Origin of the sequence: Tepidiforma sp. (genome assembly GCF_034432735.1) — a bacterium.
Lineage (GTDB): Bacteria > Chloroflexota > Dehalococcoidia > Tepidiformales > Tepidiformaceae > Tepidiforma.
In genome coordinates this window covers 1-11159 of sequence record NZ_DAOUBJ010000054.1, presented here as the reverse complement: position 1 = coordinate 11159, position 11159 = coordinate 1, and the positions used below count along the sequence as shown (strand labels likewise).

Annotated in this window: 13 protein-coding genes; 6 read left to right on the top strand and 7 right to left on the bottom strand. The window is 70.0% G+C overall.

The genetic code is table 11. The annotated features are described in order from the left end of the window. Window positions 1-1571 (bottom strand): bifunctional phosphoribosylaminoimidazolecarboxamide formyltransferase/IMP cyclohydrolase (purH, locus tag VAE53_RS05740; RefSeq protein WP_322818412.1); only part of this gene is annotated, 1571 nt, incomplete at its 3' end. A gap of 161 nt (window positions 1572-1732) precedes the next feature. Here purH and VAE53_RS05735 point away from each other — a divergent pair. Continuing rightward, complete coding sequence (locus VAE53_RS05735; RefSeq protein ID WP_322818411.1) at window positions 1733-2218, top strand: NUDIX domain-containing protein; 486 nt, start codon at window positions 1733-1735, stop codon at window positions 2216-2218. Window positions 2219-2230: 12 nt separating this feature from the next. Here VAE53_RS05735 and VAE53_RS05730 read toward each other — a convergent pair whose 3' ends face one another. Continuing rightward, a complete protein-coding gene (locus VAE53_RS05730; RefSeq protein ID WP_322818410.1) occupies window positions 2231-3193 on the bottom strand; it encodes a hypothetical protein in 963 nt (320 codons plus the stop codon). A gap of 29 nt (window positions 3194-3222) precedes the next feature. Beyond that, complete coding sequence (locus VAE53_RS05725; RefSeq protein WP_322818409.1) at window positions 3223-4086, bottom strand: matrixin family metalloprotease; 864 nt, start codon at window positions 4084-4086, stop codon at window positions 3223-3225. A gap of 104 nt (window positions 4087-4190) precedes the next feature. Between VAE53_RS05725 and VAE53_RS05720 the strand changes: the two genes are divergently transcribed. Together VAE53_RS05720 and VAE53_RS05715 are read left to right on the top strand one after the other, a co-directional pair. Beyond that, window positions 4191-4361 (top strand): hypothetical protein, encoded by a 171-nt coding sequence (locus VAE53_RS05720; protein WP_322818408.1) that lies wholly within the window; start codon window positions 4191-4193, stop codon window positions 4359-4361. A gap of 23 nt (window positions 4362-4384) precedes the next feature. Beyond that, window positions 4385-5029 carry a helix-turn-helix domain-containing protein gene (locus tag VAE53_RS05715; RefSeq protein WP_322818407.1) on the top strand — a complete coding sequence of 215 codons (645 nt, stop codon included), beginning with the start codon at window positions 4385-4387 and terminating at the stop codon, window positions 5027-5029. On the opposite strand, the gene VAE53_RS05710 is transcribed toward VAE53_RS05715, so the two are convergent. Then, complete coding sequence (locus tag VAE53_RS05710) at window positions 5026-6201, bottom strand: thiolase family protein (protein ID WP_322818406.1); 1176 nt, start codon at window positions 6199-6201, stop codon at window positions 5026-5028. The genes VAE53_RS05715 and VAE53_RS05710 overlap by 4 nt on opposite strands. A 48-nt stretch (window positions 6202-6249) precedes the next feature. Beyond that, complete coding sequence (locus VAE53_RS05705; protein WP_322818405.1) at window positions 6250-6693, bottom strand: Fur family transcriptional regulator; 444 nt, start codon at window positions 6691-6693, stop codon at window positions 6250-6252. Between the two features lie 389 nt (window positions 6694-7082). On the opposite strand from VAE53_RS05705, the gene VAE53_RS05700 reads away from it, so the two are divergent. Both VAE53_RS05700 and VAE53_RS05695 read left to right on the top strand, forming a co-directional pair. Continuing rightward, window positions 7083-8192: a beta-ketoacyl synthase N-terminal-like domain-containing protein gene (locus tag VAE53_RS05700; RefSeq protein ID WP_322818404.1), complete on the top strand. Its 1110-nt coding sequence runs from the start codon at window positions 7083-7085 to the stop codon at window positions 8190-8192. A gap of 61 nt (window positions 8193-8253) precedes the next feature. Beyond that, entirely contained in the window at window positions 8254-8877 is a 624-nt protein-coding gene (locus VAE53_RS05695) for an MBL fold metallo-hydrolase (protein ID WP_322818403.1), read from the top strand. 2 nt (window positions 8878-8879) lie between these two features. On the opposite strand, the gene thpR is transcribed toward VAE53_RS05695, so the two are convergent. Continuing rightward, the gene (thpR, locus tag VAE53_RS05690) at window positions 8880-9491 is read right to left on the bottom strand and encodes an RNA 2',3'-cyclic phosphodiesterase (RefSeq protein ID WP_322818402.1); all 612 of its coding nucleotides are present in this window, start codon (window positions 9489-9491) and stop codon (window positions 8880-8882) included. Further along, window positions 9488-10339 carry an amidohydrolase family protein gene (locus tag VAE53_RS05685; RefSeq protein ID WP_322818401.1) on the bottom strand — a complete coding sequence of 284 codons (852 nt, stop codon included), beginning with the start codon at window positions 10337-10339 and terminating at the stop codon, window positions 9488-9490. Before VAE53_RS05685 ends, thpR begins: the two co-directional genes overlap by 4 nt. A gap of 183 nt (window positions 10340-10522) precedes the next feature. Between VAE53_RS05685 and VAE53_RS05680 the strand changes: the two genes are divergently transcribed. Next, a partial coding sequence (locus VAE53_RS05680; RefSeq protein WP_322818400.1) for an ABC transporter substrate-binding protein occupies window positions 10523-11159 on the top strand: 637 nt, incomplete at its 3' end.

Sequence of the window (11159 nt, the reverse complement as noted above, 5' to 3'; positions counted from 1 at the left end):
TGGCGGAAGTGGCGGACGCCGGTGAAGACCATGGCGACGCCGTACTGGTTGCAGCAGTCGATGCCGTCCTGGTCGCGCAGGGCGCCGCCGGGGTGAGCGATGGCGGCGATGCCGGCTTGGCAGGCCTTTTCGATGGAGTCGTTCCAGGCGAAGGGGAAGAAGGCATCGCTCGCCAGGACGGCGCCGCGCACTTCGTCGCCGGCCTTCTCCATGGCGATTTCGACGCTCTTGACGCGGTTGGGCTGGCCGCTTCCCATGCCGAGGAGGCGGCCGTCTTTGGCGACGACGATGGCGTTGCTCTTGACGTGCTTGACGACGCGCCAGGCGAAGCGGAGGTCGTCGAGCTGTTGGGGGGTGGGCTGGCGTTCGGTGACGACGCGGAACGTGATTTCGTCGGCGGTGAGGTTGTCGGGGTCTTGGAGTAGCCAGCCGCCGCCGACCTGGCGGAGGGCGAGGCCGCCGCGGGCGTGGGGAGTGGCTTCGAGGATGCGGAGGTCTTTGGATTTGCCTCTGAGGGTGGCGAGCCCTTCGGGGGTGTAGCCGGGGGCGATGACGATTTCGTAGAACATGCGGGTCTCTCCGTCGATGGGGCTGCGAAATTCGCGGATTTCGCGGGCGAGGGCCTCGTCGACGGGGCGGTTGAAGGCGACGATGCCGCCGTATGCGCTGGTGGCGTCGGCGCGGACGGCGAGCCGGTAGGCTTCGCGGAGGTCGTGGCGGGTGGCGACGCCGCAGGGGTTGGTGTGTTTGACGATGACGCAGGTGGGGTCGGGGAATTCGTTGACGCAATTCCAGGCGGCGTCGGCATCGAGGTAGTTGTTGTAGGACATCTCTTTGCCGTGGTGCTGGATGGCGGTTGCGATGCCGCCGAGGCCATGCTCGAGGAGGGACCGGTCGCGGTAGAAGGCGGCGCGCTGGTGGGGGTTTTCGCCGTAGCGGAGCGGCTGGGCGAGCTCGAGGGGGAGGGTGAGGCGCGGTGGAAATTCGCCGGGGTGTCGTTGGCTCCAGAGCCATTCGGCGACGGCGCTGTCGTAGGCGGCGACGTGGGCGAAGGCTTTCCACGCGAGTTGGCGCCGGAGTGGTTGGTCGACGGCGCCTGCGCGGAGGGCCTGGAGGATGCTGTCGTAGTCGGCGGGGTCGACGACGGGGAGGACGCTCTCGTGGTTTTTGGCGGCGGCGCGGAGGAGGGTGGGCCCGCCGATGTCGATGTTCTCGATGGCTTCGGCGAAGGGGACGCCACCGGGGCGGGTGACGGTGGCGTAGAAGGGGTAGAGGTTGCAGGCGACGAGGTCGATGGGAACGATGCCGTGGGCCTGGAGGGCGGCCATGTGGGCGGGGAGGTCGCGGCGGGCGAGGATGCCGGCGTGGACGGCGGGGTGGAGGGTCTTGACGCGGCCGTCGAGCATCTCGGGGAAGCCGGTGATCGTTTCGATGCGGAGGACGGGGAGGCCGGCGGCCTGGAGGGCGGCGAACGTTCCGCCGGTGGAGACGAGCTCCCAGCCGAGTTCGACGAGGCCGCGAGCGAACGCTTCGATGCCGGATTTGTCGTAGACGCCGAGGAGAGCGCGCATGGGGTGCTCCGGGGATGGTAGGCCTGGGGATGCGCAGGCGAGCGGCCATCCGCGAGGCCGGGCTTCCCTGCGGTGTTCCGCGTGACGCCCGTCGCCCGGCAGGCTGGAGTGTACCAGCGGGTGGGATTCGCTGCAGGGGCGAGGCGGGGTAGGCTTGGGGCATGCTGCGCGGGGTGTTGATCCGGGCCGAGGGGCTTGCCCGCCGGGGGATGTGGGAGGGGGAGCGCCTGCGCTGGCGGCTCTTCCACCCGGTGACGATTGGGGCGCGCGTGATTCTGGTGCGGGGAGGGCGGGTGTTGCTGGTGCGGCACAGCTACCGTGCGGGCTGGTTTCTGCCGGGCGGCGGGGTGGACAAGGGCGAGACGCTGGAGGAGGCGGCGCGGCGGGAGGCGGAGGAGGAGGCGGGGGCATTGGTGGCGGAGCTGCGCCTGCTCGGGGTGTACGCGGATTCTACGGGGGGCAAGGAGGACTACATCGCGGTCTTCGGGAGCGAGCGGTTCCGATGGGAGCCGCAGGAACCGAACGGGGAGATCGTGGAGGTGGGGTGGTTCGCGCCGAGCGAGCTGCCGGCTGGCGTCGACGCCGGCTGCGCGCGGCGGCTGGCGGAGTGGTTCGCGGGGGGTGGGCCGTTCGCTGGGCGGTGGTGAGGGGAGGCTGCGTCAGGGGCCGGCCGGGGAGGCGAACTCGGCGCATTCGGCGAGCGTCCGCCGACGGCGCGGCGGGGGATCGTCGACAGGCCGCCCGAGGCGGATGCAGAGCTGGGGAAAGCGGCCGGGGGTGAATCGGGCAGCGACGGCCTGGCGGAGGTCGGCGAGCTGGAGGGGCTGCTGGAGGTAGCCGGCGTGGATGTCGTCGAGGGCTGCGCGGAGGAGGAGGCGTTGGAGGGCCTGGCCGGCGCGGAGCCAGTCGGCCGGGGTGTCGCTTGCGGTGGCGAGGATGGCCACGGCGGGTGCGTGGAGGGTGTAGACCTCGTCGCGGCCGGCGGTGGTGGCGCCGAAATCGAAATGGTCGACGAGGAACCGGAGGAGGGGGCCGCCGAGACGCGAGGCGGGGAGGCCATCGGGAGCGCGGCCGGGGCGGATCCAGGCGGCTTGCTCGTGGCGCCAGGCAGGGTCGTGGTGGAGGCGCCGGTCGCCTTCGGCGACGAGGTCGGCGAGGGCTTGTCGGTCGGCGCGCGATTCGATGAAGGCGAGGGTGAGGTGGGCCTCTCTGGCGAGGGTGTCGAGGTCTTGGCGCAGGCTTTGGGGGAAGGGTCCGGCGTGGAGGGCGTGACGGGTGCTTCGGCGGTGGAGGATGGCTGGTGCGAGGCGGGCGAGGGCGGCATCGGAGCCGCCTTCGGCGATGGTGACGCGGGCGAGGAGGTTGGGGGCGGCTGGGTCGGGAAGGAGGGTGACATCGGCCCGGTAGCCATCGGCGGCGCAGGCGACGAGGAGGTTGAGCAGGGCGCAGCCGACGGCGATGGTGCGTTCGCGGCCGTCGGGGTCGGCAATGGGCAGGCTGCGGGCGGTGTCGGCGTGGAGGTCGATGGCCGAGCGGGCGACGCGGAAGTGCCAGGGCTGGGTGTTGAGCGGAGAGGGAGCGAGGGTGGCGAGGGTGAGCCAGCGGTGGACCGGTGCGGGCATGGCGGGAGTGTACCGCGCCGGCGGGGCGTTCAGTCGCGGGCGAGGTGCGGCAGGCGGGCCCGGACGGGGAGGTCGGCGGGCGGGGTCGTGCGGCCGTAGAGGGCGAGCAGGCCGGCGAGGTCGTCGGGCTGCGGCTCGAGGTGAACCAGGGCGCCCTCGCCCGGGCACATGGCGGCTCCGGGGCAGTGGTCGCTGTGGGCCAAGCCAAGGGCATGGCCGAACTCGTGGAGGACGAGGGCGCGGAGGAGGTCGGCGGTGTAGGGGTAGGCGGGGCTGAGGACGATATCGAACTCGAGCAGTTCGAAGTAGGGGGTGCCCTCGACGAGCGAGGTGCCGCGCCACCAGCAGGTGTAGCCGAGGTATCCGCCGGGGATGGTGCTCCAGCCGACGATGTTGGCGCCGTCGCGGGTGTAGGGGTGGGTGGCTGGGTCTCCGGCGCAGCCGGTCGGGGTGGTGGTTTGGCCGCTGTAGAGGAATTCGACGGGGGTGCCACCGGCGAATCGCCAGCCCTCGGCCCCGGCGAGGATGGCTCGGTGGGCGGTTTCTGGTTCGAGCGCGGCTGGGGCGCCAGCGGGGTTGTACTGCCAGGGGATGCGTGGTTCGCGCCAGCGGACCTGGTCGAGGGCGAAGGCGGCGGTGGCGGCGGGTGGGGGGATGGGGGTGGCGGCGGGGATGGCGGCCGCGACGGCGGCGGCGAAGGCGAGGGGCTCGACGGGCTGGCCGGGCGGCGCGATGGCGGCGATCTGGAGGGTCTCGGGGCCGCCGGGCCCCTGGACGAGGAAGGCGAAGTGGTGTTCGGTAGGGGTGGGCGGTGGCTCGCGACCGAAGAGGCTCTCTGGCGTCGGGGCTGCGAGGAGGAGCGCGAGCGCGGCGAGGGAGATGAAGCGGGGCATCGAGGGGGAGTATGGCATGGGAGCGAAGGGGGCTTGACAGTCGCGCAAAAGTGAACGATTATTCATTCAGTGAATTACCATTCACGAACCAAGGAGATGGGACGATGTTGTACGAACTGATGATGGCACGGACGCGGGAGCTCGAGGTGATGGAGCGGGAGATTGCGCAGCGGGCGCTTTTGGAGCGGCTGCTGAAGGCGGAGCGGCTGGAGCGTGCGCTGAAGCGGGTGCGCGCTACACTGGCGATGCCTTCGGAGCCGGCGCAGGTTCACTGAGCCGGCCGAGGGCAGGAGGAGGGATGGCGCGAGTTTCGCAGGCGCACTTGGCGGCGCGACGGCAGAGCATTCTGGATGCGGCGGCGCGGGTGTTTTCGCAGAAGGGCGTAGCCGCTGCGACGATGGCGGAGATTGCGCAGGAGGCGGGCATTTCGCCCGGGGCGATTTATCGGTATTTTGCGAGCAAGGATGAGCTGGCGCGGGGGTGCATGGCGCTCCCTGCGGAAGCGGTGAAGGCGGCCTGGGAGCACCCGGAGCAGGTGGAGACGACGTTCGCGGAGCTTTCGCGGGCGACGTTCGCGGCGCTGGAGTCGCCGGAAGCGGAGACGGACAGCCGATTGCTGTTCGAACGGGCGCTGGTGGCTGTGCGGGATGCGGATGCTGCGCTGCAGGAAGAGTTCGGCGAGGAGTTCGAGCGGATCGTTCGGGGTGTGGCCTTTCTCTTGCGGCGGGACTACGGTGGCCAGCTGGCGGATCACGATGTGGAGGCGCTGGCGCAGGCGCTGTATTCGTTTTACTGGGGTGCGCGGTTTCTTCAGCTGATGGTGCCGGGTGGGGCGAGGCCGTCGCGGCAGTTGGCGGCGCTCCAGCATTTGCTGCGGCGGGCGTTTGGCGGGCCGGGCGGGAGGGACCCGGAGGGGCCGGAGGGCGCGGGGAGGCGGGCTTAGGGGCGTTCGAGCAGGATGGCGTCGCCCTGGCCGGTGCCGGAGCAGATGGCAGCGGCGGCGTAGCGCCCCCCGGTTTGGCGGAGCTGGTAGGCGGCGGTGAGGACGAGGCGGGCGCCGGTGGCGCCGATAGGGTGGCCCATGGCGACGGAGCCTCCCCAGCGGTTGACGCGTTCGGGTTCCCATTGGAGTTCGCGCCCGCAGATGAGCGGGACGCAGGCGAAGGCTTCGTTGACTTCGATGACGTCGAAGTCGTCGATGGCGAGGTGGGTGCGTTCAGCGAGGCGCCGGAGGGCGAGGGCGGAGGCGATGGGATACTCGGCGGGGCGGGTGGCAGATTCGGCCCAGCCGGCGATGCGGGCGATGGGGGTGAGGCCGTGGCGACGGCCGGCGTCTTCGGAGCCGACGAGGAGGACGGCGGCACCGTCGTTGGTCCCGGGGGCGTTGCCAGCGGTGATCGCGCGGGTGCCGTAAACGGTCGGGATGCGGGCGAGGCGCTCGATGGTGGAGCCGGGGCGGGGGCTTTCGTCGCGCGCGAGGGCGATGTGGTTGGGGTCGCGGCGGTTGGGGACCGGGGTGATCTCTTGTTGGAAGTGTCCGGCTTCGAAGGCTGCGCCCCAGCGCTGCTGGCTGCGGACGGACCAGGCATCCATTTCCTCGCGGGAGATTTCGCGCCGGGCGGCCATCTCGTCGGCCTGGTTGGCCATGTGGACGTCGTCGAAGGCGCACCAGAGGCCGTCGTAGACCATGCCGTCGATGAGGGTTTTGTTGCCCATGCGCGCGCCCCAGCGGGTGTGCATGTCGTAGTACGGGACGTTGGACATGGATTCCATGCCGCCGACGAGGACGAGGTGGGCTTCGCCGAGTTGGATGAGGGCGGCGCCGAAGCTGACGGCGCGCATACCGCTGCCGCAGACTTTGTTGACGAGGGTGCTGGGCGTGGTTTCGGGGAGGCCTGCGGCGATGAGGGCCTGGCGGGAGGGGAGTTGACCGGCGCCGGCCTGGAGCACCTGCCCGAGGATGACGTTGTCGATGGCTTCGGGTTGGAGGTGGTTGCGTTGGACGAGGGTGCGGATGAGGAGGGCGGCGAGCTCGCTGGCGGGATAGTCTTTGAGGGCGCCGCCGAATTTGCCCCACGGGGTACGGGTCGCGTCGTAGATGAAGGCGGCTGGCATGGCGGCTCCAGCGTAGCCCGGCGGGGGGCGATGGTACAGGCGGGGTGGTTAGGGTTGGCGGGCGGTGCAGGCGCTGCAGTGGCCGTTGACGCTGAGGGAGACGGACCGGCGTTGGAATCGACCGACCTGGGCAGCGCGGTCGATGAGGCGTTCGAGCTCGGGGTCGCCGACGAGGACGTCGGCGATGGCGCCGCAGGAGGTGCACACGAGGTTGACGTGTGGGCGTGCGACGGGGCCGTAGCGGGAGCCTTCGGGGGTTTCGAGCTTTTCGATGAGGCCGGCGTTGCCGAGGGCGGCGAGGTTGTTGTAGACGGTGGCCCGGCTGAGGGTGGGGAGGGATTCGGAGAGTTCGCGGTAGAGGTCTTCGGCGGAGACGTGGCGGTCGTGGGCATCGAGGACGGCCGCGAGGAGGGCGAGCCGTTGGGTGGTGGCGGCGAGACCTCTGCTCGCGAGCATGTCGAGGAGTTCGTTGGTGGGGCGGGTGGATTTCATGGCGGGCCAGTTTTGCGCCGTTTGGGCCCCGTTTTGGACCGGTTCGGCTCATTCGATGGTAGGTCTCGGTCCGCTCCGAGTCCAGTTCTGGAATGGTTCCGGGTCGGCGGGATGGTGCTGGTCGGGTGGGCGGAGGGTGGGGTGTGTAGTGTGAGGGCGGAGGATGGGCCTATACTTGGCCCGGGCCGATGGGCGCGTCCCCGCGGGGAGCGGCGAGAACCGGCCAGGGAGGTCTTCCGATGAAGAAGGTGCTCGGGATTTTCGCGCTGCTCGGTGCGCTGGTCGGGGTATTGATGTTCTGGCAGCGCCGGAAGGACGACGACGAGTTTCTCGACGAGGAGCTGGATTAGCTGGCCGAGGGAGGGTTTTCCGGGGGCGAGCGGCCGGTCTTGACCGGGTGGGGCGTTGCGGCGGCAGCGGCAGCGGCGGGTGATGTTTGGGAGCGGTTGATGGCCGGGGAGCCGGCGGCGGGGAGTTTTGCGCCCGACGACGCGGGGGAGCCGCTACCGGGCCTTGGCTTTGGCGAGGAGTTTCGTCCACACGCGGGGATCCCGCGCAATGTGGTGCATTTTCTGGACCGCGGTTCGCTGCTCGCGCTGGATGCGGTGTTGCGGGCGCTGGACTCGGCGGGATTGGGGCAGGGCGCGGGCGATGCTCGGCGGTTCGCGGTGGTGGATGGCCTGCCCTACCGGGCGCCGGGGCAATCGGCGATGTTCGTGCCGTATGGGCACCTGGTGGCCCGCACGCTGGGGGTGCGCGGGGCGGTGGTGACGGTGGCGGGGGCGGAGGCGAGCGGCATGCTGGCGCTGACGACGGCAGCACGGCTGATCGCCCGCGGGGAGGCGGACGTCGTCATTGCGGGTGCGGCCCAGGCGCTCCAACGGCCGTTGTTGGAGCACTTGCGGGCGGTGAGCGCGGAGCGGGCGTTGCCCTTCGACCGGGAGCACGCGGGGTTGGTGGCTGCGGAGGGAGCAGCGTTTCTCGTGCTGGAATCGGAGTCGCACGCGCGGGAGCGGGGTGCACCGATTCGGGCGCGGGTGGCTGGCGCTGCGGAGATTTTCGACCCGGCGGCGGAACCGACGGCGCTGCCGGGGGTGAACGAGGCGGGGAGGCTGCTGCAGGCGGTGCTCGGTGCGGCTGGCTACCTCCAGAATCAGGTGGACCTGTTCGTTTCTTGCGCGGATGGGCGGCCGGCGATGGACGTGGCGGATGGGTTCGGGGCGCTGCGGACGTTCGGGCGGCATGCGTACTATGCGGACGTGACGGCGCCGGCGGGTTCGCTCGGGCAGATGCTGGCGGCGGGAGGACCGGCGGCGGTGGCGCTGGCGGTGGAGGGGATGGTGCGGGGCGAGGTGTGGCCGGTGGCTGGGCTTGCGACGCCAATCGAGGGGCTGGAGCTTTCGTTCGTGCGGGAACGGAAGGCGGTTGCCTTGGACTGTGTGTTGGTCACGTCGCTGGGGACGGGCGGGGTGGGTGCCGGGGTGCTGCTGACGCGGTGAAATCGCTCAGGTAGGTGAGCCGAATCTTTCTCGTGATGCGGGCGCGGGGTACCATCGGGGTGTGGCGCTGGAGCTGACGTTTCTGGGCCGGACGTGCTTTCGCCTGAAGGGGCGGGACGGCACGGTGATCATGGACCCGCCGCCCCCGGATTCGGGGTTCGTGCTGGGCAAGCAAGTGGCCGACATCGTGACGTTGAGCTGTGGCGATGACCCGCGCTACAGCTTCGTGAGCGCAGTGGGTGGCGACCCGGTGGTGCTGGACGCGCCAGGAGAGTACGAGATCGGCGGGCTTTTGGTGACGGGGACGGCGATGCGCCGCCAGGACGGCCGGCGGACGGTAAGCTTCGTGGTGGAGATCGATGGCATCCGTGTGGGCCACCTCGGGCTACCGGCGACGGCGAAGCTGGAGGAGCTGAAGACGGTGGATATTTTGCTGCTGCCGGTGGGGGGCGATGGGTCGCTCTCGGCGGTAGCGGCGGCGGATGTGATGACGCGGGTCGAGCCGCGGGTGGCGGTGCCGATGCACTATCGCGTTGGCCCGGAGACGCTCGAGCTCGACCCGCTGGAGAAATTTTTGAAGGAGACGGGGATGCGGCCGGAGCCGCAGACGAAGCTGCAGGTGACGCGCAGTGGGCTGCCGGCCGATCTGACGGTGGTGGTGCTGACGCCGCCCCTGACGGGCTGAGCTCAGACGGGCTGCTGGATGACGCGGAGCGGGAAGCTGGCGACGGTTTCATAGCTGGCGCCAGCGGGGGAGAGGCGGCTGCGCATGAGGGAGACGTGGGCCGTGCGCCAGCTGACCTGGGGGATTTCGGTTTTGCCGACGGCGACCTCGATTTCGGCGCGCTGGCGGGTAGAGACCTCGTCGCGGACGCGGCCGAGGGTGAGGTGGGGGCGGAAGGGGCGCCGCTCGGGTTCGAAGCCGACGACGCCGAGGGCGGCATTGACGGAGCGAACGAGGGCTTCGAGGCGGAGGACGTCGCCGGCGACGCCGATCCACATGAGGCGGAGGCCTTCGCGGCCGCCGAAGGTTCCGATAGTGGAAAACTCGAGCTCGAAGGGGGAGTGGCCGTGGACGGCTTCCTGGATGGCGAGCTTGACGTGGGGGAGTTTGCGGGTGGGGACTTCGCCGAGGAATTTGAGGGTGATATGGACGCCCTCGGGGCGGACCCAGCGGACGGCGTTGCCGGACCGGGCGCGGAGGTCGTCGATGACGACGCGGATGGCGCTTTTGACGTCATCGGGCAGTTCGCAGGCGACGAACAGCCGGACGTGTTCCTGTTGCGATGATTCGCTCATGGTTTGGATGTTCCGAAGTAAAGGGATGCGGCATTCCCGCCACAGACCGCACCGACGGCATCAGGCGGGAGTTCCGCAATGACGCGCTCGAGCTGGCGCCGTGGGGCGAGCAACGGGAAGTCGGAGCCGAAGAGCACGCGCTCTGGGCCGGCGAGGGCGACAAGGCGCGCGATGCTGCCTTCATCATACAGCAATGACACGGCTGCGGTATCGAAATAGATATTTCCGATAGCTTGCCGAACCTCGGGCATTTGGAGATAGAAGGAGAGGCCTCCACCGAGGTGGGCCGCGACCATGCGGGCTTCGGGGACGAGGGTGGCGAGTTGGCCGAGCTCGGCGGGGGAGATGCCGCCGCGCTTGCCGGGGTAGGTGTGGCCGAGGGGCTCGGAGACGTGCCAGAGGAGGACGGTTCCGCTTTCGGCGGCGAGGTGGGCGAGGCGCTGCGCGTCGGGCCCGAGGGGGTCCCAGCCTTGGTTGTGGGGCCGAAGTTCACCGAATCCGCGGGCGCCGCGGGAGAGCCAGCGTCGGGCTTCGGCTTCCCAGCCGGGAAGGGCCAGGTTCAGGCAAGGGAGCGGAGCGATGGTGTCCGGCGCTTCGCTGGCGGCGGCGAGGAGGTACTCCGCCTGTTCCGCCAGATGGCGCGCCTCGCGGAACGCGAAGCCTGCGGCGACGGCGCGATCGATGCCGGCGCGCTCGATAGCGGCGCGGAGGGCGGGGGCATCGGCGAGTTTTGCGCGCAGGTCGGTGTACATTTCGGCGAAGGTGGGATCGGCGGCGGCGAGGTCGGCACGGCGGCGTGCCTGCTCGGGGGGAAACAGGTGGGTGTGGGCATCGATGAAGCCGGCCACGGGTCGGATGGTAGCAGGCGAGGCGTCGGAGGCGTCGCGGGAAACGCGAAGTATTCGAGACTGGCGAACGATGCGTTGACAGGGCGTTCGCCTGGCTGCAGGATGCGCGCATCTAGCGCATGGCCTATACGACGCATTAGCGACGTCGATGGCTAAACATGCGCGTATGCAAGGGGGTTTGCATTGTCGGATTATTGGGACCGGTTCTGGAGGGAGCGGCGCAGCCGGCGGCGGTTCCTCGGGGCTGCCACCGGGGCGGCCGCGGGCGCGGCGGGGCTCGCGCTCGTGGGCTGCGGCGACGACGATGACGATTCGGGAGGCACGCCCAGCCTGGCCACGCCAACGCCGGGCGCGCAGGCGACGCCGACGCCCGCCGATCCGTACGCCAACGCGAAGCGAGGCGGGGTGTTGAAGGTCGATTCGACGGGAGACCCGCCCTCCATCGACCCGTACGGCAACCTCTCCTTTCTGACGAAGGGCTTTTCGGCCTACGTCTACAGCCGCCTCTTCAAGTACAACGCTGGCATCGGCGTCAAGCAGGCCGACTTGCGGCCAGTGGGCGATCTGGCGGAGAGCGCCGAGGCGAGCCCGGACGGCCTCACCTGGACCGTCAAACTGCGCCCCAACGTCAAATTCCACAACAAGGCCCCGGTCAACGGCCGAGCGGTCGACACCGACGACGTCAAGTACTCCTGGGGTCGAGCGACGGCCGAAACGAACACCAACCGCTCCCAGGTCGCGTTCGTCGATAGCGTCCAGTACCCGGACAAGCAGACCGTCGTCTTCAAGCTCAAAGAGCCCAACGCTGCCTTCCTCGACG